The sequence below is a fragment of the Duganella margarita genome, assembly GCF_009857535.1.
Classification (GTDB): Bacteria; Pseudomonadota; Gammaproteobacteria; order Burkholderiales; family Burkholderiaceae_D; genus Rugamonas; species Rugamonas margarita.
In genome coordinates this window covers 167,001-193,734 of the sequence record NZ_WWCS01000002.1, presented here as the reverse complement: position 1 = coordinate 193,734, position 26,734 = coordinate 167,001, and the positions used below count along the sequence as shown (strand labels likewise).

Below are 26,734 nucleotides of genomic sequence, written 5' to 3'. Positions count from 1 at the left end.
CATCAAATTTATTAAAAGATCACTGTAGAGATATCGTACAACCTGCTGTTTTTACAGGGATTTTCGCAGAAAAACCACATAATTTTAGTACGATCGTTCGGTTTATCGTTTTCCTCTTTCATGCTTTGAGGAAACTGATTTAAGGTGAGAACCGAATGCCCCATCCCCGCATTGTTCATAAATACAAAAGACGGCACAACCGTCACACCGACAACTACCCCCTAGGATTGATCACATGAAAAAGCAACTTTTAGTAGCTGCCGTATTGGCCGCCACGGCCGCGATGCAGGCGCACGCTGGCGCAATGGATGACGGCAACCTGAGCATCAGCGGCTTCGGCACCGTGGGCGTGGCCAAGAGCAATACCGACGACGTGAAGTTTGCGCGCTACAACCAGGCCGACGGCGTCGGCGACAGCACCCGCATCGGCCTCGACACCAACCTCGGCCTGCAAGCAACGTACAAGATCAACGACTGGCTGTCCGGCACCGCGCAGGTGCTGACCCGCAAGGCTACCGAACACAGCTTCACCACCGACCTGACCTGGGCCTTCCTCAAGGCCCGCATCAACGATGAAGTGTCGGTGCGCGTCGGCCGCGTAGTGGTGCCGACCTTCCTGATTTCCGACTACCAGAACGTCGGCTACGCCAACACCATGATGCGTCCGCCGATCGAAATGTACAGCCAGAACCCGATTGAGAACTCGGACGGCGCCGACATCAACTACCAGCATGCCTTTGGCGAACTGAACTTCACGGCCCAGGCCTTTGCCGGCGTCAGCCGCGGCAAGCTGTTCGTCTCGTCCGGCGCCGGCTCGACCGCCACCTACCGCGCGCCCGCCGCCGGCCTCAGCGTGTCGGGCGAATACGGTCCGTTCCTGCTGCGCTTCGCGCACGCGCGCGCCGACATGCACATCAACGACCTGCAACCGATCAACGGCCTGACCACCACGCTCAACACCGTCGGCTTCAAGCAACTGGCGTCGGACCTCACCTTCACCACCGGCAAAAAGATCGCCTTCACCTCGATCGGCGGCACCATGGACTGGAACAACATCGTCGCCCAGGCCGAATACGCGCAGCGCCGCGCCAAGGAAGCGGTCTACCTGCCGGACACCAACTCCTGGTACACCATGGTCGGCTACCGCATCGGCAAAGTGCTGCCGTACTACGCGCATGCGTCGGCCAAAGGCGCCGGCAGCTCGGTCACCACGCCAGCCGCACTGGCGCGCGTGCCCGCCCTGAACACCGCCGTCACCGGCCTGCTGGCGTCGGCCGAGCAAACCTCGGACATCGTCGGCGTGCGTTGGGACTTCGCCAAATCGGTGGCGCTGAAAGTGCAGGTGGACCGCGTCAAGCCGAAAGCCAAATCGGGCCTGCTGATCAACGTGCCAGCCGCCGGCTACAACAAAGACGTTACCGTGGTCGCTGCCGGCCTGGACTTCGTATTCTGATCGGGAGACAACCATAATGAAAAAATTACTCAGCGTTCTGCTGCTGTCCGCCCTTGGCGCAGCTGCCCTCCCGGCCTCGGCCGAAATCGTCGTCATCGTCAGCAAGCAGAATCCGGCCACGCGCATGTTCTCGGAACAGGCGTCGCAATTCTTCCTCGGCAAATCCAACCTGTTCACGCCGGTTGACCAGGCCGACGGTTCCGCCATCCGCAACGAGTTCTACAAAAAAGTCGCGGACAAGGATGCGGCGCAGGTCAAGGCGCTGTGGTCCAAGCTGGTGTTTACCGGCAAGGCCACGCCACCGAAGGAGTTTCCGAACAGCGCCGACGTCAAGAAAGCAGTTGCTGCCGATCCGAAAGCAATCGGGTATATTGACAAGTCGGCAGTTGACGATACCGTCAAAGTGATTTTGACGCTGCCTTAATCAGGTCGCCCTGCCAGCCTGCCGCGCCATCCGCGCGGCAGGCGCGTGCGCTCCTGGCCCCGCCACCAAGGAGTGACCGTTTTGAGTTTATCGCTACGCGCGAAGTTTCTGATGCTGAGTGCCATCGTGCAGGCGCTGGTGGTGGGCCTGCTGATCTGGAACGGCCTGCGGCTGATGAATCACGCCGTCAACAGCAATGCCGAACGCGTGGCGCAGGAATATGCGGTCACCCTCAACCTCTCCCTCAGTCCGTACGCCACGCGCGGACGGCTGCCCGAACTGAATACCTACCTGGCCGAAATGCTGTCCGATCCGGACGACAGCCTGCTGCGCTATCTCACCATTCTCGACGAGCACGAGAGTCCGATCATCGCGGTCGGCAAGCGCGACCAACCGCTGCCGCCGCAACTGCGCCAGGCCGGGGACAATCTCAAAGGCGCGCACACGCTGCTCGACGGCGCTACCCTGCACGCGCGCGCACCGCTGCTGCTGGCCGATAACCGCATCGGCAGCATCAACTTCGGCGTCAGCACCAAAGACCTGCGCCAGGCGCGCGACGAAGTGCTGGTGCAAAGCTGCGTCATTGCGCTGGCCGGCTTTGCGCTGGGGGTGCTGATGTTCTACATCTTCACGCACGGCATCGGCCGCCGGCTGCAGGCGCTGACCGGCGAATCGCAACAGATGGCGCTGGGCGATTACAGCAAGGCGCTGCCGGTGCATGGCGACGATGAAATCGCCATCTTCGCGCGCACGCTGAACACCATGAGCGCGGCGCTGCGCGAACGCATTGCGCAGCTGGAACAATCGCAGCGGCGGCTGTCGGAGTCGGAGGCACGGTTTAAAACCTTGTTTGACATGGCGCCGCTGCCGCTGACCGTGTCGGACCGCGAAGGCCGCATCGTCGCCGCCAACCGCGCGGTGCGCCACACCTTTGGCAGCGCGGCCGACAACCTCATCGGTAAGCGCAGCAACGAAGTGCCGTTCTGGGCCAGCGCGGTCGAGCGCGAACGCATCTGGCAAATCTACCGCGAGGAAGGCGCCGTGCAAGGCGCGATCGCCGGCGTGCTGCTGCCCGACGGCAGCGTCGGCAGCGTGGCGATCTGGTCGTCGTCGCTGACGTTGGACGGCAACGACGCCATCATCTGGGCGCTGCTGGACCTGACAGAGGAACTGAACGCCAAGCGCGAACTGAAGGATCTCAACGTCTCGCTGGAAAGCCGGGTGCGCGAACGCTCGGCCGCGCTGGAGCGCGCCAACGGCGAGTTGAACGCCACGCTGCAAACGCTGCGCCATACGCAACATGAACTGCTGTCGTCGGAAAAGATGGCGTCGCTGGGTTCGCTGGTGGCCGGCATCGCGCATGAACTGAATACCCCGATCGGCAACAGCCTGCTGGCCTCCACCGCCCTGCACGACCGCGTGCTGGACTTCGGGCAGCAGGTCAGCGCCGGCAGCTTGCGCCGTTCGCAACTGACCGCGCACCTGGACGAGGTGTGCACCGCCAGCACCTTGATCTCCGGTTCGCTGCACAAGGCGGCCGAGCTGATCTCGTCGTTCAAGCAGATCGCGGTCGACCAGACTAATGACCAGCGGCGCGCATTCGACCTGCTGGCGGCGGTGCAGGACGCCATCGCCACCTACATGCCGCGCCTGCGCCGGGTGCCGTGCGAAGTCACGCTGCAGATCCCGGCCGGGCTGGTGCTGGATTCGTATCCGGGCGGGCTGTATCAGATTCTCAACAACCTGATCACCAACGCCCTGACGCATGCGTTTGAACAGCGCCAGGGCGCCGCCATCACCGTCAGCGCCGAGCGGCTGGAAGGCGACATCATCGCGCTGGCGTTCCGCGACAACGGCAGCGGCATGGGCGACGACGTGCTCAGGCGCGTGTTCGATCCCTTCTTCACCACCAGGATGGGCCAGGGCGGCACCGGGCTGGGCATGAACATCGTCTACAACATCGTCACCGGGGTGCTGGGCGGGCGCATCAGCATCGACTCTGCGTTGGGCGCCGGCACCACCATCCGCATGCTGCTGCCACGCGTGGCGCCGCAGCGGGAGGCGAAATAAGTGGTGCTTAGTCGAACAGCTGATTCAGCGATTGCGATTCCGGTAGCGCATCGCTCCAGGCTTCCAGCTGCTCCAGCGTTGCTGTCGCCAGCTTGCTCCGCGTAGCCTTCGGCAACGCGCCGAAACGGCGCGTAAGCTGCCGCTCAAGCAGCGCCAACGCACCCTCCTTGCGCCCCAGCGCCAGGCCCTGCTCAATCCCTCGTTCCAAGCCCTGCTCCAGGCCTTGTTCGCGCCCCCGCTCCATGCCTTGCTCGATGCCTTGCTTCAGGCCTTTGCGCCAGCCTTTGTCGATGAACGACTGTTCCAGTGGGCTGATCCATTCCATCTTCCGCTCCCTTTCCAGCTTTAAAAGAGCCCGCCAGTAACGCTCCTGATACAGCTCAGGCAAGGCCATCATCCAGTCGATTACTTTGAACAGCACAATTATGCGCTGTTTGCGCCACCCATGTTGATACAGAAGTTTGGTCAACTGCCACTTGGCCGCGTAGAGCTGAGCAGGGTCATGCCGGGCCTGCTGCGTGCGCAGGTGGGCCAACGTGATCCAGGCGAACGGGTTGTGCGAGACGAGCAATTCATCGCGACGCGCCGCGTAGGACATCAGCTTGGCGCTGGCGAACGAGATGCCCATCACCGTGCCCAGCACTTCATTATGGAATGCATGCGGAAGCCAGTGCGGATCATCATCGGCCAGTAATACCAGGCTGGCGACCGGCTGCGCATATTGCGTGAAAATTCGGTAGTTGTAGTCAAGCACACGCCGCGCCAGCGTCGCATCGCGCTGGGCCTGCACTTCCACATGGACCAGCACCCACTGTATCCGGCCGTTGCGCAGCGCCACTTCCACCAGTTTGTCAGCCACAACACCATCTGGCTTGCCGCCGAGGTTGATCCCGGCCAGTTCCTTATCACGGAAGCGCGGCCGTTTAGTCCAGTCGATCTCGGCGGCCAGTTCGCGGAAAAAGAAACACATGAAGGCCCGGAAGGCATGCGTCAACGCCGCCTTCCAGGGCGAGTCATAGCGGGCGGATGGGGTGGCGTTCGGCATCCGGCCAGTATCACCGAGCGCGATTGGACCGCTTTGACGCAATACAAAATCCCTGCGAACCCTACAGCTGGGTAGCCATTTTTTGCAGTTCATCGCATGCGGGTAACTTGGCTGGGCAATCCGGCTTAGGATGTACTGAGTTCATTTACCCGGAGATTTTCTGATGAAAAAACTGTCTTCCCTTGTGCTGGCCGGTATGCTGTTGGCCAGCGGCGGCGCTTTCGCCCAAGGCGCCGCGGAGGTGAGCGATGCGCGTGCCGCCACCGAACGCTTCATGAAGCTGATGGATGCGGAGGAATATTCCGCCGCCTGGAACAGCGGCGCCGAAAGCGTGCGCAAGGATATGCCCAAGATCGCCTGGAACTTGTTGGCCAGTACCGTTCATCTGCCGCTGGGCGCGCTGAAGGGACGCAGCTACAAGTCGGCCAGCGTCAAGCCGGCCACCATCACCTTCGAGTACGTGGCCGACTACGAGAACAATCACAACGTCCACGAAAGCGTGACCACCGTGCGCGAGAAGGATGGCGTATGGCGCGTCTCCGGGTACGGCATCCTGGCGGACGACAAGAAACCGGCCAAGTAAGGAAATTACGCTATCACGCCTGAACCGGCCCGGCGATGCGGGCACGGTAGGTGAAGGTGGTGGCGTTGTCAGTCGATATCACCTCCAGCACGCCGCCGTGCGAGATGGCGATTTCCGACGCGATGAACAGACCCAGTCCCAGCCCTTGGCCGCCGGTCGCATTGTCCGCGCGCCAGAACGGCTTGAACAGCTGCGCCTGCTTTTCCTCGGGAATGGCCGGTCCGCTATTGCGCACCGACAGTTCAAACATGCCGTTGGCCTGCTGCACCTCCACCTGCACCGGCGCCGCCGGGCTGCCGTGGATGATCGCGTTCTTCAGCAGATTGGACAGCAGCTGCACCAGCCGCGGCGCATCGCAGAACAGCGCGATGCCGTGCGGTAGTTCGGCGACAATCTGACGTTGCGGGAACACGCTTTGCAGCTCAGCAATCGCCTGCTGCAGCGAGGTTTCCAGATGGCTCTCATGGCGCAGGTTGAGCGAGATACCGCCCCCCATCCGCCCGCGCGTGAAATCGGTGACATCGTCGATCAGCGAGGCGATGCGGTGGCTGCTGCGGTGCATGGTGTCCAGCAGCGGCTTCAGCGATTCCGGCGCGCGCAGCCGCAGGATTTCGGTGCCGTTCATGATGGTGCTCAGCGGCGTGCGGATATCGTGCCCCAGCATGGCGATGAACTGTTCGCGCAGCTTGGCCGTCTTCATCTCGTCGCTGAGGGCGGCCTGGGCCTCGTCCAGCACCACTTCGCTGGCCAGCTGGCGGCTGATCAGGTCGGCAAACAGCATCAGCGTGTTGCGCGTAGCCGCTTTGTTGAGCTCGGCTTTTTCGCGGTGCAGTCCGCACAGGGAACCGAAGTACTCGCCGCTGGGACGATACAGCGGGATCGAGAAATAGCTCTCGAAACCGTAGATCCGGGGTGTATGGTGATCGCGGTATTGCTCGCTCTCGCTGACCGAGTCGATGATGACCGCGCAGTGCGTATGTTGCACTTCCTGGCACAGCGTGGTGCTGATATCGAGTTCACTGCCGGGACCCAGACCGTAGCCGAGTTTATCCAGCACGGCGCAGGCATGCCACGAGGTCGGCGTGACCCGCGCGATGCCGACAAACCCCAGTCCGGTCAGCTCGGCCACCGCCTCCAATATCGTCGGCACCGCGCTGATTTTCGCGATTGTCGCGATATCCGCATCCAAAGTCTGCTGCATGGCGCGCCTCCGCTATCTTGCCAAATAAAAAACCCGTAAAGCTTTGCAGCGTTACGGGTTCATTGTCTAACAGACCGGCTTGTTACGCCAGCTTGCCGTGGCAGGCTTTGTATTTCTTGCCACTGCCGCATGGGCATGGATCATTGCGGCCGACTTTCAGGCCCAGTTCCATCAGCTGCTCGCCGCTCAGGTTTTGCAGTTCCGGCGGCAGGCCGGTGTATTGCGGTGGCGCCAGCAGGTCTTCCGGCGCCGCGCTCGGGTCGAAGGCGGCGTGCTGGTAGCTGACGTTTTCTACGTGCGACTGCTGCATCGCCGCTTCCGCCGCATCGATCTCTTCCCGCGACTGGATGCGCACGGTCATGATCAGCTTGACGACTTCGTTCTTGATCATCTCCAGCATCTGGCCGAACAGTTCGAACGCTTCGCGCTTGTATTCCTGCTTCGGATTCTTCTGGGCATAACCGCGCAGATGGATACCCTGGCGCAGGTGATCCAGCGCCGCCAGGTGCTCGCGCCAGTGCGAGTCGACCGATTGCAACATCACGTTACGCTCGAAGCCGCCGAACGATTCCTTGCCGACGATGTCGATTTTCGACTGGTACAGCGCATCGGCAGCAGCGATCACACGTTCCAGAATGTCGTCGTCGTTCAGATTCGGCTCGGCTTCCACCATCGACACCAGCGGCAGGTCGATCTGCCATTCGGCTGCCAGGGCGGCTTGCAGGCCTTTCAGGTTCCACTGTTCTTCCACCGATTCGGCCGGCACGTATTCGCGCACCAGGTCGGTAAAGGCGCCGTGACGCAGCGACTGGATCAGTTCCGAAATATCGACCGCTTCCAGCAGCTCGTTACGCTGCTGGTAAATCACTTTACGCTGGTCGTTGGCGACGTCATCGTATTCCAGCAGTTGCTTACGGATATCGAAGTTACGCGCCTCAACCTTGCGCTGCGCCGATTCGATGGAGCGCGACACGATGCCCGCCTCGATCGGTTCGCCTTCCGGCATCTTCAGGCGGTCCATGACGGCGCGCACGCGGTCGCCGGCAAAGATGCGCAGCAGCGGATCGTCCAGCGACAGGAAGAAGCGCGACATGCCCGGGTCACCCTGACGGGCGGCACGGCCACGCAGCTGATTATCGACGCGGCGCGATTCGTGACGCTCGGTACCGACGATATGCAGACCGCCAGCCGCCACCACTTGTTCGTGCAGCGCCTGCCAGCCGTCGCGCAGCGCCTGGGCCTGGGCCGCCTTGTCGGCGTCGCTCAGATCCGGATTGGCTTCGATGAACTGGATTTGTTTTTCAACGTTACCGCCCAGCACGATGTCGGTACCGCGGCCGGCCATGTTGGTGGCGATGGTGATGGCTTTCGGCGAACCGGCCTGGGCGATGATCTCGGCTTCGCGGGCGTGTTGCTTCGCGTTCAGCACGTTGTGCGGCAGACCGGCGGCGGTCAGAATGCTCGACAGCAGTTCCGAGTTTTCAATCGACGTGGTACCCACCAGCACTGGCTGGCCGCGCTCGTAGCACTCGCGGATTTCCAGCATCATGGCGTTGTACTTCTCTTGCGCCGATTTGTACACCTGGTCCTGGCGGTCCTTGCGGGCCGATGGACGGTTCGGTGGAATCACCACGGTTTCCAGGCCATAAATTTCCTGGAATTCGTAGGCTTCGGTATCGGCCGTGCCGGTCATGCCGGACAGCTTGGCATACATGCGGAAGTAGTTCTGGAAGGTGATCGAGGCCAGCGTCTGGTTCTCGTTCTGGATCTTGACGCCCTCTTTCGCCTCGACCGCCTGGTGCAAGCCGTCGGACCAGCGGCGGCCGGTCATCAGACGGCCGGTGAATTCATCGACGATCACCACTTCATTGTTCTGCACCACGTAGTGCTGATCCTTGAAGTACAGCGCATGCGCGCGCAGCGCGGCATACAGGTGGTGCACCAGCGTGATGTTGGCCGAGTCGTACAGCGACGCGCCTTCCGGCAGCAGACCCATCTGGGTCAGGATGGCTTCGGCTTTTTCGTGACCGGCTTCGGTCAGCAGCACCTGGTGGGCTTTTTCGTCCTTGGTGTAATCGCCTGGGACTTCAACCTTGCCCTTGCCGTCCGGGGTTTCTTCGCCAACTTGCAGCGTCAGCAGTTTCGGCAGTTCGTTGATCTTGTAGTACAGATCGGTATGATTCTCGGCCTGGCCGGAGATGATCAGCGGGGTTCGCGCCTCATCGATCAGGATCGAGTCGACCTCATCGACGATGCCGAAGTTCAGCACGCGCTGCACGCGGTCCTTGGCGTCGAACACCATGTTGTCGCGCAGGTAGTCGAAACCGAATTCGTTGTTGGTGCCGTAGGTGATGTCCGACGCGTAGGCGGCCTGCTTGGTGGCGTGCTCCATCTGCGACAGGTTGATGCCGGTGGTCAGGCCGAGCCAGCTGTACAGCTTGGCCATGGTCTCGGCATCGCGCTGCGCCAGATAATCATTGACGGTGACGATGTGCACGCCCTGGCCGGACAGCGCATTCAGGTAGGCCGGCAGGGTCGCGGTCAGGGTTTTGCCTTCACCGGTGCCCATTTCGGCGATTTTGCCGTAATGCAGCACCATACCGCCGATCATCTGCACGTCGAAGTGACGCATCTTCATCACGCGCTTGGACGCTTCGCGGCAGACCGCAAACGCTTCCGGCAGAATCTGGTCCAGCGTCTCGCCATTGGCGATGCGCGCCTTGAAGGCGGGCGTTTTGGCTTGCAGCTCGGCGTCCGACAGTTTTTCCATTGCCGGTTCGAGCGCATTGATCTCGCGTACCGTTTTTTGGTATTGCTTGAGCAGGCGCTGATTGCGGCTGCCGAAAATCTTGGTCAGAAAAGACATGCTTGAGTTCTTGAAAAAACGCCGTTAAAAAAAGCTCTGCGCCTTGACGCACTGAGTTGGACTATGGCAAAAGACGGTGATTTTATCACGCGTCCGCTGGTACATTGGGATATTGGCCTATATAACAATAGCCGCTAGGTGAACAATGTCACAAAATCAACCCGATTTTAACCGCTGGTCAGCATTTTAGGGAGAGGCGGCGATCTGTGATATGTTTCGCCGCATGCGCTTCAACTCCTCCAATATCTCACTCAAACGCCCTACTGCCGTCGGCGCCACCGACTTTCTGCGCCGCAACGACCGCATGGCGGCGCTGCTGCCGGCCATCGAGCGCATGGCGCGCCTGCAGAAGGATTGCGCCGACTGCCTGCCGGCCATGTTCAAGCACTGCGAGATCCTGGCGTTCGAGGACAGCCAGCTGATCCTGTCGGTGCCGACCACGGCGCTGGCGGCCAAGTTGAAGCAGCAATTGCCAAAGCTGCAAGATACGCTGGCGCGGCGCGGCTGGCAGGTGGCCGCCGTCAAGCTCAAGGTCCAGATGACCAAGGCGGTCGAGATCAAGGAAAAAATGCGGGCGCTGGAACTGCCGCCGGCGGCGGTGGAAGCCTTCGATCAGCTCAGCAGCTCGCTGGAAGCCAGCCCGCAGAACAGCCCGCTGATCGACGCCGTCAAAGCCATGGTGGCGCGCCGCCGCGCGGGCGGCGGTTAACCACTTAAGTTAGTGCCCACTCACGCGCCATCTGGCGCACATAGGATTGCGGTGCGGCGTCGTTGTTGTCGAAGGTGACGATTTCGTAGGCGTCCGGATGCTTGAGCAACTCCAGCAGCAGCTGGTTGTTCAGCGCGTGGCCGGATTTGTGCGCCTCGTAGCTGGCCAGCAGCGGATGGCCGACCAGGTACAGGTCGCCAATCGCGTCGAGGATCTTGTGGCGCACGAACTCGTCTTCATAACGCAGACCGTCCGAATTCAGGATGCGGTACTCGTCCATCACAATCGCGTTTTCCAGCGAACCGCCGCGCGCCAGGCCGATGCCGCGCAGCATTTCCACGTCCTGCATGAAACCGAAGGTGCGTGCGCGCGCCACGTCGTGCACGTACGAGACGTCACCGAAATCCACATGCGCGCGCTGCTGCGTGCCGTCCACCGCCGGGTGGTTGAATTCGATGAAGAAGTCCAGCTTGAAGCCGTCATGCGGCAGCAAACGCGCCCATTTTTCCCTGTCGCCCGTGCCTTCGCGGATTTCGACCGGCTTCAGCACGCGGATGAATTTCTTCGCCGCCGGCTGCTCCAGCACGCCCGCCTGTTGCAACAAGAATACAAAGGACGACGCCGAGCCATCCATGATCGGAATTTCTTCGGCGCTGACTTCGATGTACAGATTGTCAATCCCGAGCCCGGCGCAGGCCGACATCAGGTGCTCGACGGTGGAGACGCGCGCGCCATCCTTCACCAGCACCGAGGCCATGCGGGTATCCCCCACCGCCATCGCGCTCGACGGGAATTCCACCATCGGGTCGAGGTCGACGCGGCGGAACACGATGCCGGTATCCGGCGCGGCCGGGCGCAAGGTCAGTTCGACCTTGGTGCCGGAGTGCAGGCCCACACCCGTGGTGCGGACCAGTTCTTTGATAGTGCGTTGTTTTAACATCAGGCGATTATAGCGAACTGTGGTCAAGGATGCTCGGCTTCAACATGGACCGCTTCGCGCCGCACAAGGTAGACGCCGCTGGCGATGATGATGCCGGCGCCCAGCAGCGTATAGCCGTCCGGCAGCGCCTGCCACAACAGCCAGTCGATCGCCACGCCCCAGGCCAGCGCCGTGTACTCAAACGGCGCCACGATCGACGCCTTGCCGGTGCTGAACGCCTTGGTGATCGCCAGCTGGCCGAAGAAGCCGGACAAGGCCAGCGCCAGCAGTATCCAGCCATGCTCGGCGCGCACCGGCACCCAGATGTTGTACGACAGCGCCACCGCGCCGGCCGCCATCAAGGTCAGCAGCCAGAACATCATCGACTCGGTACTGTCGGTGCGCGCCAGCACGCGCGCGCTGATGGCCGACACCGCATAGCAGGCCGCCGCCGCCAGAATCGCCAGGCCGCCCAGCGACAGAAAGCCCGTGCCTTCAGGCCGCAGCACCACCAGCACGCCCAGCAACCCGACCGCGATCGCCACCCACTGGCCGGCCACCACGTGCTCTTTCAGCACCCATACGGACAGCGCCGTAATCAGCGCCGGTGCGATGAAGAAGATCGAATACGCCTCGGCCAGCGACAGCGACTTCAGGCCGTAGGCAAAGGTGGTCAGCATGGCGATGCCGAGCACAGCGCGGAACACGTGCATCGGCCAGCGCACCCGCAGCACCGTCTTGAACGCGCCGCGGTACAGCATGTAGCCGCACAGCAGCGGCAGCGAGCTGAGCGAGCGCAGCGCGGTGACCTGCATGGCGGGGTAATGGGCGGACAGCAGCTTCATGCTGGTGTCCATGAACGAGAACATGGCAACGGCAATCAGCATCGCATAGATGCTGTGCAGGTTTTCTTGACGGGAGGACAGAAGCGGCTCCTTGACGATCGGTCCGGGCGGACCACTGGGAACGTCATTATGGCGACGTCCGGAGCCAGCACAGCGTTGCGCTGTCCTTGTGATTATAGCAAATGGCGCCACAAGCGAGCAGCAGCACCGGTCCTAGATGGTGCCACGCGGCCGGGTCCGACCTGGTTGAAACCCTGTTCGCCGATGCGAGGATGGGGATGCGCCTGCGGCAGCCTAACGGGCGTGTTTTGCGAAGAACTGCCAGATGATTTCGTTAGCGTCGATGTCGCGGGTGGTTTTGCCGATGGGTAGGCCAACGTTGAACGGATCGGCGCCGGGCCAGGTATGGCCGCCTTCGCTGACGGTCGCCAGGGCCACGCTTTGCTTGCCGTCGCTTTGCTCAATCCAGTTCACCTGTGTGCCATCGTCTGCGTCGTTGTCGATGAGGCGGCGGCTGGCGGCGACCGCGCTGATGTCGTTCCGTTTCAGCCAGTAGTGGTAGCTGTCGTGGGCCGACAGGTAGCCGCCAGGCTTGCCGCCGTAGGCTACGACCTGGTCCGCCGTACCGTGAATCAGCAGCACGCCGACCTTATCTGGCCTGGTGTGGTGCTGCACCACCGGCTCGGGCATCGGTCCGCCGACCGACGCGACGGCCGCGAACAGCTGCGGCAACTCGGCCGCCAGGCGCAACGTGAAAAAGCCGCCGCGCGACAGGCCGGTGGCGTATACCCGCCGGCTGTCGATGCGGTAATCCTGCTGCAATCGCGTCAGCAACGCTTCGGTAAATCCGATGTCGTCCGTGCCCTCAAGATAAGACATGCCGAAACCGACATTCCAGTCCTGCTTTATCCCCAGCGGATAGACCACAATGAACTGGTGGCGGTCCGCCGCGCGATTCATCTGCGTATACAGCATTTGCTCCGCCATGCTCATGCCGCTGCCATGAAAGTTGAACACCACCGGAAAGGCCCGGTTCGGCTCGCTGGCATAGGAGGCCGGCGTGTACACCAGATAACGGCGCTTTTCCTCCTTGTGGAGTAGCGATTTGACCTGCGCAAACGCGGACAGCGAAACGCATGCGAGGAAGATGAAGCTGATCAGGATTTTCATGCTGCGGACCCGGGAACGTTGAGGAATACGCAGGATAGCCGCGCTGCGGTGAAATCCCGGTGAAATCGGCCCGGCTTCAGTGCGCGCGCAACGGCGTGATGTCGACCCGATAGGCCGCCGCACCGGCGTGGAACCCGAGGTCCCACCGCATAGCATCAGCAATGCGCCGCAGCAGGTGCTGGCCGTGCTGAAAGCCCTGCATCGCGCCGGCGCGGGCAGGATCAAGCGAATTTTCCACGCTGAGCACACCATCAGCAAACGACAAGCGCAAGCGCGCGCCCGCACCGCCATGGAACAGCGCATTGCCCAGGCAATTATTCATGAGTAGCATGACCAGCTGGCGATTGCCCAGTACCTGCAGCCGCTCGGGCAAGTGCAGTTGCAGACGGTCAGTATCGTCGAGCAGGCGCAGCAGGCTCTCCTCGATGCAGCCGCGCAGATCGACTAGCTCCTCAGCGATGTGTTGCGCGCGCGCCAGCGCAAACAATACGTCAATGGTGCTGGCCATCTCATCGAGCCCGCTCTGCAGCAGCGCCGTTTCCTGCGCCTCGAGCGGGCGTGACGCCGCCTGGTGCAAGGTGTTGCGCATCACCGTCAGCGGCGTGCGCAACTCGTGGCTGATGTCCCGCGTGAACGCATGCTCGCGGTTCAGCGTCGCATGCAGTTCGCTGACGGTGGTGCTGAGTTTTTGCGCCAGATAACCGATCTCGTCGCGCCGATGCCGTCCGCTAAACGCCACCGGGCCAGTCGGCGCCTGGCTGCGCACCTCCTGCGCCAGCACCTGCAACGGTGCGACCAGCCGCCGGGATAGCAGATAAGCGAGCAGCAGCGCCGCCGCAATCAGGCCCAGCGCGATCGCCGTCAGCAAGCCGCCAACATCCTGGAACAGCTTGGACACCACCAGCAACGGCTGCACGTCGGCCAACAGATAAATCCGCTGCCCGCCCGGCAGATCGAGCGTGCGCAAATGGTAGTGCTGCCCGGTGCCGGTGGCAATCTCGGCGCGCTCATGGCCGGCGGCAACCTGGGCGCGCGCCACCGGCGGCAGCGCGTCGACGTCGGCATAGGCATGGATCAGCTCATCGGCAGGTTGCTTGAGCACGCCATGCTGGCGGAAATGCACCGTCATGGCGGCCGCTTCCCTTTTCAGCAGATGATCGATCAGCATGTCCTCGGTCACATAGGAAATAACCAGCGCCAGTCCGGTGTAGCACAGACAAATGAAGATGGTGAAGCCGGCCAGTGCGGCGAACAGGCCGCGGCGGATCGAGCTAGCCATGCACGTCCAGCCGGTAGCCCAGCTGCGGTAGGGTGACAATCATCTGCAGCGCGCCGGCCAGCTCCAGCTGCCTGCGCAAGGCATAGACGTGCGATTTGAGCGCATCGCTGTGCGGCGGATCGGCGCCCCACAACTCATGCAGCAAGGCCGAGCGCGAAACGGCATGCGGATACGCCTTGCACATCTGCAGCAGGATTTTGAAACCGGCCTGCGTCAGCGCCACCGGCGTGTCGTGATAGAGCGCGCGCTTTTCGCGCAACAGCAGCGTCAACGGGCCGACCTGCATTTCCTGCTTGAGATGCAACTGCCCGCGCCGCGCCAGCGCTTCACATCGCAAGGCGAGCTCACGCAGGTCGAACGGTTTGGTGAGGTAATCGTCGGCGCCCTGCTTGAAACCACGCGCCTTGTCTTCGAACGCATCGCGCGCTGTCAACATCAGCACCGGCACATTGCGCGGCGCCCGTTCCTTGATAGCGCGGCAGACCTCCAGCCCGTCCAGATCAGGCAGATTCAGGTCGAGCAGCACCACGTCATACGTTTCCCGCATGACCAGATCGATGGCGAGCGCGCCGCTGGCCGCATGGTCGGCCTGCCACTTCAGCCCATCGAGAAAGGCGACGATCTGGTGGGCGATAATCGGATGGTCTTCCACCACCAGTATGCTCAGCGAGCGGGTTATCATAGGGAAAAATAAAACGGCGCCGCAGCGCCGTTTGACTGATTACAGCTGGCCCAGCAGGGTTTCAGCGTTCGACACTTCGAACTTGCCGCCCTGTTCGACGTTCAGCTGCTTGACCACGCCGTCCACCACCAGCAGCGAGTAGCGCTGCGAGCGGGTGCCCATGCCGAACTTGCTGAAGTCGGCGTCCAGGCCCAGTGCTTTCGAGTATGCAGCGTTGCCGTCAGCCATGAAGCGGACGATGCCGGTGGCTTTCTGGTCGCGGCCCCAGGCGCCCATCACGAACGCGTCGTTGACCGAGATGCACCAGATTTCATCCACGCCCTTGGCCTTGAATTCGTCCGCGTGCTGCACATAACCCGGCACGTGCTGGGCCGAGCAGGTTGGCGTGAACGCGCCTGGCAGGCCGAAGATGGCAATGGTCTTGCCCTTGACCAGATCCTGCACGTTGAAGGTGTTCGGGCCCAGCGAGCAGCCTTCGGTTTCGATTTCGATGTATTCGGACAAGCTGCCTTCTGGCAATTGGTCGCCGATTTTGATGGTCATGGATGACTCCTTTATCTGCATGAATATAAAAAAGCCGCACCCGAGGTGCGGCTCTTCCCGGAATAGAACCGGCAGTATGCCTTAATCGGCCTGTTTGCGCAGGAAGGCGGGAATGTCGTAGGTTTCCATGCCGTTCTTCTCCATCGCGCGCACCTGCTCGGAAGCCGATTCGCGACGCCATACCGCCGGCGCCTTCATGCCGTCGAAGGCCGGCGATGCACCGCCGCCCAAGCCGCCGGTGGCGCCCATCGACATGCCTTGCGCTGCCGCCGCGCCGCCCATCGCAGCCGATGGCATCATCGGGCTGTTGTGGGTGCCGGTACGCAGCATTTGCTGCGGCACCAGTTGCACGTGTTTCTTGGCTTTGCCCAGGCCGGTCGCAACCACGGTCACGCGGATGCTGTCGCCCATGTCGTCGTCGTAGGCGATACCTTGGGCGATCGACGCATCCGGCGCCGCAAACGCGCGCACGGCCGCCATGACTTCCTTGATCTCTTTACCTTTCAGGCCACGCGAGGCGGTGACGTTCACCAGCACGCCGCGGGCGCCCGACAGGTCGACGCCGTCCAGCAGCGGCGACGCCACGGCCTGTTCGGCGGCGATGCGCGCGCGGTCCACGCCGGACGCGGTAGCGGTGCCCATCATAGCCTTGCCCTGCTCGCCCATGATGGTTTTGACGTCGTTGAAGTCGACGTTGATGTGGCCCGGCACGTTGATGATCTCGGCGATACCGGCAACGGCATTGTTCAGCACATCGTCAGCGTGTTGCAGCCATTCGATCAGCGATTCGTCTTCGTAGATCTCTTCCAGCTTCTCGTTCAGGATCACGATCAGCGAGTCGACGTTGGCCGACAGCTGTTCCAGGCCTTCGTCGGCGATGTCCATGCACTTCTGGCCTTCGTGCGAGAACGGCTTCGACACCACGGCCACGGTCAGCGCGCCCAGCGACTTCGCCACTTCGGCGACGATCGGCGCGGCGCCGGTACCGGTGCCGCCGCCCATGCCGGCAGCGATGAACACCATGTGTGCGCCGCGCAGCGAGTCTTCAATGCGCTGGCGCGATTCTTCCGCCAGCTTGCGGCCGACGTCCGGTTTCATGCCTGCACCCAGACCGGTCTCGCCGATCTGGATGATGTTGTCGGCCTTCGAGGTGGCCAGTGCCTGCGCATCGGTGTTGGCGGCGATGAACTCGACGCCCGACATGCCCTTGTTGATCATATGCTGCACCGCATTGCCACCCGCACCGCCAACGCCGACGACCTTGATGACGGTGCCTAAAGCTGCGTTATCGACCATATCGAACTCCATGATGTGACTCCCTATCAGAATGCGGTTTCCAAGCGCCAGTCCTCATAATTGTAGGAGAACTGGAGATTGAAAACTGCGGTTTAATATAAAAAATTTAGCTACGTGTCGTTCCCGCTCAAGCGGGAACCTATACTCAGCATGGATTCCCGCCTGTGCGGGAACGACACGCTGTCAGAAATTACCTAAGAACCATTCCTTCATGCGCTGCCAGACTGCCTTTACCGATCCATCCTGCCGCGTGACGATGTGGCCACGCAGGTACTGCTTTTTCGCTTCCTGTAACAGGCCAAGCACGGTCGCGTAGCGCGGACTGCGCACCACGTCGGCCAGCTGGCCACGGTAGTCCGGCGTGCCAAGGCGCGCCGGCTTGAGGAATATGTCTTCCGCCATTTCGACCATGCCTGGCATGATCGCGGTACCGCCGGTCAGCACGATGCCCGAGGACAGCACGCCTTCATAACCCGACTCGCGCACCACCTGGTGCACCATCGCGAACAGCTCTTCGACGCGCGGCTCGATCACTGCGGCCAGCGCCTGGCGCGACAGGTTGCGCGGACCGCGGTCGCCCAGGCCCGGCACTTCCAGCGATTCGCCCGGATCGGCCAGCACCTGCTTGGCCACGCCGTAGCGGATCTTGATCTCTTCCGCTTCGGTGGTCGGCGTGCGCAGCGCCATCGCGATGTCGTTGGTGATCTGGTCGCCGGCGATCGGGATCACGGCCGTGTGGCGGATCGCGCCGTCGGAGAACACCGCCACGTCGGTGGTGCCGCCGCCGATGTCGATCAGCACCACGCCCAGTTCCTTCTCGTCGCCGGTCAGCACCGCATCGGCGGAGGCCATCGGTTGCAGGATCAGGTCCGACACTTCCAGGCCGCAGCGGCGCACGCACTTGACGATGTTCTGCACCGCCGATACCGCGCCCGTGACGATGTGCACTTTTACTTCCAGGCGGATGCCGCTCATGCCGATCGGCTCGCGCACATCTTCCTGGCTGTCGACGATGAACTCTTGCGGCACGGTGTGCAGCAGTTGCTGATCGGTCGGTATGTTAACCGCCTTTGCCGTTTCAATGACGCGCGCTACGTCGGTCGCCGTCACCTCCTTGTCCTTGATCGCCACCATGCCGCTCGAATTGAAGCTGCGGATATGGCTGCCCGCGATGCCGGCGTAGACATTGCGGATCTTGCAGTCGGCCATCAGCTCCGCTTCTTCCAGCGCGCGCTGGATCGATTCCACGGTCGCTTCGATGTTGACCACCACGCCCTTCTTCAGGCCTCGCGATTCGTGCTGGCCCAGGCCAATCACTTCGTGGCGTCCATCGGCCATCACCTCGGCCACCACGGCCACCACTTTGGAGGTGCCGATATCGAGGCCGACGATCAGGTTTTTCGCGTCTTTAGTCATTTCTTCTCTGCCTGCTAGTTATGCTTGGTGTCCGGTTTTTTCACTAATGGTTTTGGCTTCGCGCCTTCCGCTGGAATCTTCAATCCCTGCGCGCTCAACGCCAAACCGTTCTGGTACCGCATGTCGATCGTTTCTATATTGGGCAGATGCTCCACCAGCTGCGGATAAATGCCCACCAGCCGGTCTACCCTTTCCTTCAACGTGGTGCTGGTCTGTTCCCGTCCCAGCGCCACGCTCATTCCGTTATCCAGTCTCACCGTCCACGCATAGCGGCCCGACAGCGACAGCGCCTGCGGCACCAGCTTGAGCGGCGCAAACCAGTGGCGCAACTCGTCGTACCGCGACAGCACTTCCTTCTCGCTGCCGTCCGGTCCATCAAACTCCGGCAGCGCATGATCCTCTTCCGCCTCGGCCAGGTTGGCGGTGAACACATCGCCCTTGGTCGACAGCAGGCGGCCATCCTCGCCCCAGGTACCCAGCGCCTCATGCTCTTCCAGCGCCACGATCAACTGGTCCGGCCACTCGCGGCGTACCGTTGCGCGGCGGACCCAGGGCACCGACTCAAACGCCTGGCGTACCGCATCCAGGTTGGTGGTGAAGAAGTTGCCCTTGATCCGGCCCAGCGCGTTGTTACGCAGCGTCAGATGATTCACATGCCGCAAATCGTCCTGCGGCCCGATACTCTCGATACGGATGGTGCGCAGGTTGAACATCGGCCGCTGCGACACCCACCACACGCCGGCTGCTATGCAGGCCAGCAGCGTCATCGCAACGATGCCGCTGGCGGTTGCATTCAAAGCCTTCGCGTCTTGCCACATCTACTGCTTATCCCTTCAACTTCAAACGGGCGGTGCGCAGGATTTCCACGCACAGATCCTCATAGCTGATGCCTTCCGCGCGCGCCGCCATCGGCACCAGCGAGTGGCTGGTCATGCCCGGAGATGTGTTCACCTCCAGCAGGAACGGCTTCTGGTCACGCTCGCGCAGCAGCACGTCGACGCGTCCCCAGCCTTCGCAGCCCAGCGTACGGTAGGCTTCCACCGCAATGCGTTGCATCTCGGCGGTCAGCGCGTCCGGCAGCACCGCCGGGCAGTGATACTTGGTGTCGTCGGTGAAGTACTTGTTCTGATAGTCGTAATTGCCTTCCGGCGCGACGATCTCCACGATCGGCAGCGCGCGCGCCGTGGCGCCGCCGCCCAGGATGGCGACCGTGAATTCGCGGCCGGTGACAAATTCCTCCGCCAGCACCGAATCGTCCAGCGCGGCGGCGATGTCGTAGGCGGCCTGGAAGGCGCCGGCTTCGCTCACTTTGGTGATGCCGATGGTCGAACCTTCATGCGGCGGCTTGACGATCAGCGGCAGGCCCAGATCGGCGGCGGTGGCCGCCAGGTCCGATTGCGCGTTCAGCACCGTGTAGCGCGGCGTCGGCAAGCCGGCGTTCAGCCACACGATCTTGGTGGTGATCTTGTCCATGCCCACCGAGCTGGCCATCACGCCGCTGCCGGTGTAGGGAATGCCCAGCAGTTCCAGCGCGCCTTGCAGGCTGCCGTCTTCGCCGTAGCGGCCGTGCAGCGCGATGAACACGCGGTCGAATTTTTCCGCCGCCAGTTCGGCCAGCGAGCGTTGGCCCGGATCGAAGGCGTGGGCGTCGATGCCCTTGCTCAGCAGCGCAGCCAGCACGCCGGCGCCGGACATATTGGATACTTCACGTTCCGCAGAACGGCCGCCAAACAGCACGCCGACCTTGCCGAATGATTGTGCGTCTTGAAGGTTCAGGGTACTCACGATTCAGACCTTTGGATAATTAGTCAGTTTGGCCGGGACGCCGCTGATCGAGCCTGCGCCCATGGTCATGACGACATCGCCGTCACGCACCACGCCCATGATGGTTTCCGGCATATCGCCGATCGCCTCAACAAAAATCGGTTCCGTCTTGCCGCGTGCGCGCAATGCATGCGCCAGCGCGCGGCCGTCGGCTGCCACCACCGGCGCTTCGCCGGCGGCGTACACCTCGCCCAGCACCAGCACGTCCGGCGCGCCGAGAACCTTGACGAAGTCTTCAAACAGGTCGCGCGTGCGGCTGTAACGGTGCGGCTGGAACGCCAGCACCAGGCGGCGGCCCGGATAGGCGGCGCGCGCGGCGGCCATGGTCACTTCCATTTCCAGCGGGTGGTGACCGAAGTCGTCCACCAGCGTGAAGGTTCCGCCGCCAGGAATGGCGACATCGCCGTATTTAGTAAAGCGGCGGCCAACGCCGGCAAAGCCAGCCAGGCCGGCTTGCGTGGCGCTGTCGGGAATATTGATCTCGCGGGCGATGGCGATCGCCGAACAGGCATTCTGCACATTGTGCAGGCCTGGCTGGTTCAGCACCACGTCCAGGTCCGGATAGCCTTCCTGGATAACGGTGAAGTGCATTTCCACGCCGACGGCGCGCGCGTTCACGGCGCGTACTTCAGCGTCTTCGGCAAAGCCGTAGGTGGTGACTGGCTTGGTCACCTGCGGCAGGATCGAGCGCACATGCGGATCGTCGATGCACAGCATGGCGCGGCCGTAGAACGGCAGGCGGTGCGTGAAGTGAACGAACGCCTGCTTGAGCTTCTCGAAATCGTGCTCGTAGGTTTCCATGTGATCGGCGTCGATGTTGGTGATCACTTCGATCATCGGCGTCAGGTTCAGGAATGAGGCATCCGATTCATCAGCTTCCGCCACCAGGTATTCGCCGGTGCCCAGTTTGGCGTTGGCGCCGGCGCTGGTCAGGCGGCCGCCGATGACGAAGGTCGGATCGAGACCGCCCTGCGCCAGCACCGACGCCACCAGACTGGTGGTGGTGGTTTTACCGTGGGTGCCGGCGATGGCGATGCCGCGCTTCAGGCGCATCAACTCACCGAGCATCAGCGCGCGCGGAACGATCGGCACTTTGCGGCCGCGTGCCGCCACGACTTCAGGGTTGTCCTGCTGCACAGCGGTGGAGGTGACGACGACATCGGCCTTGCCGATATTTTCCGCCGCGTGTCCCTGATACACGATCGCGCCCATATCGGCCAGGCGCTGGGTGACAGCGTTGCTGCCCAGGTCCGAGCCGGATACGGTGTAGCCCAGCGTCAGCAGCACTTCTGCAATGCCGCTCATGCCGCTGCCGCCGATGCCGACGAAGTGTATGTTCTGTACTTTGTGTTTCACAGCTTATCCAATGCTAATGCTTCCAATACCTGTGCGATTGCTTCATTCGCATCGCGCTTGCCGACCTCGCGCGCCGCCGTGGCCATGGCCAGGCAGGCGGCGCGGGTCAGCGTTTCCAACAGCGTCGCAACTGCTTGCGCGCTCAATTCCGTTTGCGGCATGTGAATCGCCGCCTTCTGCGCCGCCATCCACTGCGCGTTGTCGCGCTGGTGGCTGGTGGTCGACGCCACGAACGGCACCAGCACGCTGGCCACGCCCGCCGCCGTCAGTTCCGACACGGTGATGGCGCCGGCGCGGCAGATCACCAGATCCGCAACGCTGTAGGCAGCCGCCATGTCGTCGATGAAGTCGACCACGTTGGCCGTCACGCCGGCCTGCTGATACGCCGCGCGCAGCGCATCGATATTCTTCTTGCCCGACTGGTGAGTCACCAGCGGACGCTGAGCTTCGGGAATCAGCGCCAGCGCTGCCGGCAAGCTGTCGTTCAGCGCTTTCGCACCGAGGCTGCCGCCCACCACCAGAATGCGCAGCGGACCTTCGCGGCCGGCGAAGCGTGCTGCCGGCGTTGCCATGTCCAGGATTTCCTTGCGCACCGGATTACCGGTGACCACCGCTTTTCCGGCGGCCGTGCCGAAGTTGGCCGGGAAGCCGAAGCACACCTTGTCCGCGAACGGCACCAGCGTTTTATTCGACAGCAGCAGCGCCGCATCGGCGTTCACCAGCACCAGCGGCGTACCGCGCATGCGCGACATCAAACCACCCGGCACGGTGACATAACCGCCCATGCCCATCACCACGTCCGGCTTGCGGCGACCAATGAAGCTGAAGCAATCCTTGAACGCCTTGACCATCTTCAGCGCGCCGCCCAGCGAGTGCTTGATGCCCTTGCCGCGCATGCCGGTGAAGTGGATGCTGTCCATCGCGATGCCGTGTTTCGGCACCAGGTCCTGCTCCATACCGGTGGAAGTGCCCAGCCAGCTCACTTCCCAGCCGCGCGCGCGCATGGTTTGCGCAATCGCCAGGCCCGGGAAAATGTGACCGCCCGTGCCGGCCGCCATAATCATTAATCGTTTCATAGTCTGCCACCACGCATCAGGACCCGGTTCTCGTAATCGATCCGGAGCAGGATCGCGAGTCCGACGCAGTTAATCACAACACCCGTGCCGCCATAGCTCATCAGCGGCAGGGTCAAGCCCTTGGTTGGCAGTAAACCCAGATTCACGCCCATGTTAATAAACGTCTGCACGCCGATCCAGATGCCGATCCCCTTGGCGGTAAGGCCGGCAAAGGTCTGGTCGATGGCGATGGCCTGGCGGCCGATATCGAAGGCGCGCTTGATGATCCAGTAGAACAGTGCGATCACCACCAGCACGCCGGCCAGGCCCAGTTCTTCGCCGATCACTGCCAGCAGGAAGTCGGTATGCGCTTCCGGCAGGTAATGCAGCTTCTCCACGCTGCCGCCAAGGCCTACGCCGAAAATCTCGCCACGCCCGAAGGCGATCAGCGAGTGCGTCAGCTGGTAGGACTTGTTCATCGCATTGTCTTCTTCCCACGGATTGAGGTAGGCGAAGTAACGCTCGCGGCGGAACTTGGACAGCGCGATGATGGCGCCAAAGATCATCATCAGCACGGCGCCGATACCGCCGAACCAGACGGCGTTGATCCCGCCCAGGAACAGAATGCCCATGGCGATGCAGACGATCACGCCGAAGGCGCCGAGGTCCGGCTCCAGCAACAGCAACAGGCCGACAAAGCCGATTGCCGCCGCCATCGGCATGAAGCCCTTGGTCAGCTTGTGCATGTATTGCTGCTTGCGCACCGTGTAGTCGGCGGCGTACAGCACGGCCACGACTTTCATCAATTCAGATGGCTGAACGTTGAAAACCTTCAGCGACAGCCAGCGGCGGCCACCGTTGACCACCACGCCCAGGCCGGGAATCAGCACCGCCACCAGCAGCACCAGCGTGCCGATAAACAGGTACGGTGCGGCCTTCTGCAAGTCGGCGATGCGGATGCGGAACACGAACAGGCCTGCGACCAGCGACACGCCGATGAACATCGCCTGGCGTTGCAGGAAGTAGGTGTTCTGCCAGCGGACGTAATTGGCGAACTTCGGCGAATCCGGCAGCGAGATGGAGGCCGAGTACACCATCACCATCCCCAGCAGCATCAGCAACAGCGTGACCCAGACCAGTGGCTGGTCGTACTCCATCATCTTCGACTGCCGCGCGCGGCTATCCATCGGCGATTCAGCCGACTTGGCGCCAAAGCGGAAGGGCAGCTGGAGCGGCATCAGATCTCCTGTCCAGCGTCGAGGGCGATGTCACGCACGGTGTCGATGAACACCTGGGCGCGATGCGCGTAGTTCTTGAACATGTCCATGCTGGCGCAGGCCGGCGACAGCAGCACGGCGTCGCCGGCTTGCGCCAGTGCGCTGGCGCGCTTGACGGCCTGCGGCAGGTCGGTGCCGCAGTCTTCCAGCTCGACTCCGGTGTTTTGCAGCGCGGCGCGGATCTGCGGCGCATCGCGGCCGATCAGCAGCACGGCACGCGCAAACTGCGCGGTTGGCTCAGCCAATGGCGCGAAGTCCTGGCCTTTGCCGTCGCCGCCCATGATGACCACCAGGCGCTGGTTGGCGCCGGTGAAGGCCTTGCCCAGGCCATTCAGCGCGGCCACGGTGGCGCCGACGTTGGTGCCCTTGCTGTCGTCGTAATATTCAACTTCATTGATCGCGCTGACCAGTTCCACGCGGTGCGGCTGGCCGCGATATTCGCGCAGGCCGTGCAGCAGTGGCGCCAGCGGCAGGTCGATGGCGCGGCACAGGGCCAGCGCGGCCAGCGCGTTGGCGGCGTTGTGGACGCCGCGGATTTGCAGCGCGTCGGCCGGCATCAGGTTCTTGACGATGCATTCCACCGGCGGTGGCGGCGGATCGTTCTTTTTGCGTTTCTTCGGTTCACCCTCTTCTTCGGCCGGAACGGCGGTGGCCAGCCACAGCACGCCGCGCTCGTTGTTCAGGCCCAGGTCGTCCCGCAGCACTGGCGCGTCGGTGCCGAAGGTGACGTTATGGCCGGTGGCGCTGGCCATGCGCATGGTGGTGGCGTCATCGCGGTTCAGGACGCGCACGGTATTGGCGGCGAAGATGCGGTGCTTGGCGGCGGCGTACGATGGCATGTCGCCGTGCCAGTCCAGGTGATCTTGCGTCACGTTCAACACGGTCGCCGCGTCGGCTTCCAGCGTGAAGGTGGTCTGCAGCTGGAAGGACGAGAGTTCGAGTACCCAGATTTCCGGCAGCTGCGCGGCGGGCGACGGCGCGGCGGCAGCGTCGGCTGGTGCGGCATCGGATGCGTCGTGGCCGGCCGGAGCGGCGGGCGCTGGCGACGCGTCCAGCACTTCGCGCAGCACGTCCAGTGCGGCCGGGCTGATGTTGCCGGCCACGCGCACAGTCTTGCCGGCACGTTCGCACAGTTGGCCGACCAGCGTGGTGACGGTGGTCTTGCCGTTGGTGCCGGTGATGGCAATGACTTTCGGTGAGTAGCCGCGTTCCGTCTTCAGCGCTTCCAGCGCCTGCGCGAACAGTTCAATCTCGCCCCACACTTCAATGCCGGCGGCAGCGGCGGCCGGCGCAATCTCTTTCAACTCTCGGCCCGGCGCCAGGCCTGGGCTGACGGTGACGAAGTCCACGCCTTCCAGCAGTGACGCGCCAAACGGGCCGGCGACGAATTCAGCATCCGGCACGGCTGCGCGCAGCGCCGGCAGACGATCCGGCGACTCACGCGTATCGGCCACGCGCACGCGCGCGCCGCTGCGGGCGAGCCACAGCGCCATCGCCAGGCCGGATTCTCCCAGCCCTAATACCAGTGCGTTTTTGCCGTCGTAAATCATCAGCGCAGTTTCAACGTCGAGAGTCCAACCAGGACCAGAATCATCGTCACAATCCAGAAGCGAACGACAACCTGGGTTTCTTTCCAGCCTTTTTGTTCAAAGTGGTGGTGCAGTGGCGCCATCAGGAACACGCGCCGGCCGGTGCCGTAGCGCTTCTTGGTGTACTTGAACCACACCACCTGAATCATCACCGACACCGTCTCCGCCACGAAGATGCCGCCCATGATGAACAACACAATCTCCTGACGCACGATCACCGCGATGGTGCCCAGCGCGCCGCCCAGCGCCAACGCGCCGACGTCACCCATGAACACCTGCGCCGGATGGGTGTTAAACCACAGGAAGGCCAGACCCGCGCCAGCCAGCGCGCCGCAGAAGATAATCAGTTCGCCCGCGCCAGGAATATGCGGCAGGAACAGATACTTCGAATAGTTGGCGCTACCGGTCAGGTAAGCGAACAGGCCGAGCGCCGAGCCGACCATAATCGTCGGCATGATCGCCAGGCCATCCAGGCCGTCAGTGAAGTTAACGGCGTTGGACGAGCCGACGATGACACAGTAGGTCAGCGCGATGAAGCCCCACACACCCAGCGGATAGCTGATGGTCTTGAAGAACGGCACAATCAAGTCAGCCTTGGGCGGCAGATCCATCTCGAAGCCGGAACGCACCCAGGCGAAGAACAGCTCGAACACCTGCGAGGTGCTCGGCGCCGACACCGAAAACGCCAGGTACAGCGCGGCGGCGATACCGACCAGCGACTGCCAGAAATACTTCTCGCGCGAGCGCATGCCTTCCGGGTCCTGGTACACCACCTTGCGGTAGTCATCCACCCAGCCGACCGCGCCAAAGCCCAGCGTGACGATCAGCACCGGCCAGATCAGGCGGTTCGACAGATCGCACCACAGCAGCGTGGAAATCGCGATCGACAGTAGGATCAGCACACCGCCCATGGTCGGCGTGCCCTGTTTTTTCAGGTGGGTCTGCGGACCATCGGTACGCACGGCCTGGCCGTATTTCATCGCGGTCAGCTTGCGGATCACGAACGGACCCGCGGCCAGGCCGATGAACAGCGCCGTCGCGGTGGCGAACACCGCGCGGAAGGTAATGAAGTTGAATACCCGGAGTAACCCGACGTCCTGCTGGAAAAATTGTGCGAGCCAGAGCAGCATGA

General features: G+C 62.6%; 23 protein-coding genes. 5 read left to right on the top strand and 18 right to left on the bottom strand.

Features of this window, described 5'->3' with window-relative positions:
* The first annotated feature begins 235 nt into the window (after window positions 1-235).
* From GTP55_RS03425 to GTP55_RS03415, 3 genes are all read left to right on the top strand, one after another.
* Window positions 236-1,453 carry a porin gene (locus tag GTP55_RS03425; protein WP_161043578.1) on the top strand — a complete coding sequence of 406 codons (1,218 nt, stop codon included), beginning with the start codon at window positions 236-238 and terminating at the stop codon, window positions 1,451-1,453.
* A 16-nt stretch (window positions 1,454-1,469) separates the two neighbouring features.
* Entirely contained in the window at window positions 1,470-1,877 is a 408-nt protein-coding gene (locus GTP55_RS03420; protein WP_110847251.1) for a type 2 periplasmic-binding domain-containing protein, read from the top strand.
* A 111-nt stretch (window positions 1,878-1,988) separates the two neighbouring features.
* On the top strand, window positions 1,989-3,947 hold the full coding sequence (locus GTP55_RS03415) for a sensor histidine kinase (RefSeq protein WP_229257717.1): 1,959 nt from the start codon (window positions 1,989-1,991) through the stop codon (window positions 3,945-3,947).
* A 7-nt stretch (window positions 3,948-3,954) separates the two neighbouring features.
* Here the strand turns inward: GTP55_RS03415 and GTP55_RS03410 are convergent, their stop codons facing one another.
* A complete protein-coding gene (locus GTP55_RS03410; RefSeq protein ID WP_161043576.1) occupies window positions 3,955-4,992 on the bottom strand; it encodes a DUF4351 domain-containing protein in 1,038 nt (345 codons plus the stop codon).
* Between the two features lie 163 nt (window positions 4,993-5,155).
* Between GTP55_RS03410 and GTP55_RS03405 the strand changes: the two genes are divergently transcribed.
* Window positions 5,156-5,575 (top strand): DUF4019 domain-containing protein, encoded by a 420-nt coding sequence (locus GTP55_RS03405; protein ID WP_161043575.1) that lies wholly within the window; start codon window positions 5,156-5,158, stop codon window positions 5,573-5,575.
* A 13-nt stretch (window positions 5,576-5,588) separates the two neighbouring features.
* Here GTP55_RS03405 and GTP55_RS03400 read toward each other — a convergent pair whose 3' ends face one another.
* Together GTP55_RS03400 and secA are read right to left on the bottom strand one after the other, a co-directional pair.
* The gene (locus GTP55_RS03400; RefSeq protein WP_161043574.1) at window positions 5,589-6,776 is read right to left on the bottom strand and encodes a sensor histidine kinase; all 1,188 of its coding nucleotides are present in this window, start codon (window positions 6,774-6,776) and stop codon (window positions 5,589-5,591) included.
* Window positions 6,777-6,858: 82 nt separating this feature from the next.
* Window positions 6,859-9,642 (bottom strand): preprotein translocase subunit SecA, encoded by a 2,784-nt coding sequence (gene secA / locus GTP55_RS03395; RefSeq protein ID WP_161043573.1) that lies wholly within the window; start codon window positions 9,640-9,642, stop codon window positions 6,859-6,861.
* A gap of 211 nt (window positions 9,643-9,853) precedes the next feature.
* Here secA and GTP55_RS03390 point away from each other — a divergent pair, with 211 nt between their 5' ends.
* Window positions 9,854-10,351, top strand: a complete 498-nt coding sequence (locus tag GTP55_RS03390; protein ID WP_161043572.1) for a DciA family protein — start codon at window positions 9,854-9,856, stop codon at window positions 10,349-10,351.
* 4 nt (window positions 10,352-10,355) lie between these two features.
* Here the strand turns inward: GTP55_RS03390 and lpxC are convergent, their stop codons facing one another.
* The 15 genes from lpxC to mraY all read right to left on the bottom strand — a co-directional run bounded on the left by lpxC (window position 10,356) and on the right by mraY (window position 26,732).
* On the bottom strand, window positions 10,356-11,291 hold the full coding sequence (lpxC, locus tag GTP55_RS03385) for a UDP-3-O-acyl-N-acetylglucosamine deacetylase (RefSeq protein ID WP_161043571.1): 936 nt from the start codon (window positions 11,289-11,291) through the stop codon (window positions 10,356-10,358).
* A gap of 23 nt (window positions 11,292-11,314) precedes the next feature.
* The gene (locus tag GTP55_RS03380; protein ID WP_161043570.1) at window positions 11,315-12,157 is read right to left on the bottom strand and encodes a DMT family transporter; all 843 of its coding nucleotides are present in this window, start codon (window positions 12,155-12,157) and stop codon (window positions 11,315-11,317) included.
* A gap of 252 nt (window positions 12,158-12,409) precedes the next feature.
* The gene (locus GTP55_RS03375) at window positions 12,410-13,285 is read right to left on the bottom strand and encodes an extracellular catalytic domain type 1 short-chain-length polyhydroxyalkanoate depolymerase (protein ID WP_161043569.1); all 876 of its coding nucleotides are present in this window, start codon (window positions 13,283-13,285) and stop codon (window positions 12,410-12,412) included.
* Between the two features lie 76 nt (window positions 13,286-13,361).
* Window positions 13,362-14,564, bottom strand: coding sequence for a sensor histidine kinase (locus GTP55_RS03370; protein ID WP_161043568.1), 1,203 nt, complete (start codon window positions 14,562-14,564; stop codon window positions 13,362-13,364).
* Window positions 14,557-15,246 (bottom strand): response regulator transcription factor, encoded by a 690-nt coding sequence (locus GTP55_RS03365; RefSeq protein ID WP_161043567.1) that lies wholly within the window; start codon window positions 15,244-15,246, stop codon window positions 14,557-14,559. The genes GTP55_RS03370 and GTP55_RS03365 overlap by 8 nt, the downstream gene beginning before the upstream one ends.
* Window positions 15,247-15,285: 39 nt before the next feature.
* The gene (locus GTP55_RS03360) at window positions 15,286-15,789 is read right to left on the bottom strand and encodes a peroxiredoxin (RefSeq protein ID WP_161043566.1); all 504 of its coding nucleotides are present in this window, start codon (window positions 15,787-15,789) and stop codon (window positions 15,286-15,288) included.
* Between the two features lie 81 nt (window positions 15,790-15,870).
* A complete protein-coding gene (ftsZ, locus tag GTP55_RS03355; protein ID WP_161043565.1) occupies window positions 15,871-17,097 on the bottom strand; it encodes a cell division protein FtsZ in 1,227 nt (408 codons plus the stop codon).
* A 171-nt stretch (window positions 17,098-17,268) separates the two neighbouring features.
* Window positions 17,269-18,501: a cell division protein FtsA gene (gene ftsA, locus GTP55_RS03350; protein ID WP_110847264.1), complete on the bottom strand. Its 1,233-nt coding sequence runs from the start codon at window positions 18,499-18,501 to the stop codon at window positions 17,269-17,271.
* Window positions 18,502-18,515: 14 nt separating this feature from the next.
* On the bottom strand, window positions 18,516-19,319 hold the full coding sequence (locus GTP55_RS03345; RefSeq protein WP_161043564.1) for a cell division protein FtsQ/DivIB: 804 nt from the start codon (window positions 19,317-19,319) through the stop codon (window positions 18,516-18,518).
* Window positions 19,320-19,326: 7 nt separating this feature from the next.
* Window positions 19,327-20,286 carry a D-alanine--D-alanine ligase gene (locus GTP55_RS03340; RefSeq protein WP_161043563.1) on the bottom strand — a complete coding sequence of 320 codons (960 nt, stop codon included), beginning with the start codon at window positions 20,284-20,286 and terminating at the stop codon, window positions 19,327-19,329.
* Between the two features lie 3 nt (window positions 20,287-20,289).
* Window positions 20,290-21,681 carry a UDP-N-acetylmuramate--L-alanine ligase gene (gene murC, locus GTP55_RS03335; RefSeq protein ID WP_161043562.1) on the bottom strand — a complete coding sequence of 464 codons (1,392 nt, stop codon included), beginning with the start codon at window positions 21,679-21,681 and terminating at the stop codon, window positions 20,290-20,292.
* Window positions 21,678-22,757 carry an undecaprenyldiphospho-muramoylpentapeptide beta-N-acetylglucosaminyltransferase gene (murG, locus tag GTP55_RS03330; protein WP_161043561.1) on the bottom strand — a complete coding sequence of 360 codons (1,080 nt, stop codon included), beginning with the start codon at window positions 22,755-22,757 and terminating at the stop codon, window positions 21,678-21,680. Before murG ends, murC begins: the two co-directional genes overlap by 4 nt.
* A complete protein-coding gene (gene ftsW / locus GTP55_RS03325) occupies window positions 22,754-23,974 on the bottom strand; it encodes a putative lipid II flippase FtsW (RefSeq protein WP_161043560.1) in 1,221 nt (406 codons plus the stop codon). The genes murG and ftsW overlap by 4 nt, the downstream gene beginning before the upstream one ends.
* Entirely contained in the window at window positions 23,974-25,563 is a 1,590-nt protein-coding gene (gene murD, locus GTP55_RS03320; RefSeq protein WP_161043559.1) for a UDP-N-acetylmuramoyl-L-alanine--D-glutamate ligase, read from the bottom strand. Before murD ends, ftsW begins: the two co-directional genes overlap by 1 nt.
* Complete coding sequence (mraY, locus tag GTP55_RS03315; RefSeq protein WP_110847271.1) at window positions 25,563-26,732, bottom strand: phospho-N-acetylmuramoyl-pentapeptide-transferase; 1,170 nt, start codon at window positions 26,730-26,732, stop codon at window positions 25,563-25,565. Before mraY ends, murD begins: the two co-directional genes overlap by 1 nt.
* Window positions 26,733-26,734 lie beyond the last annotated feature (2 nt).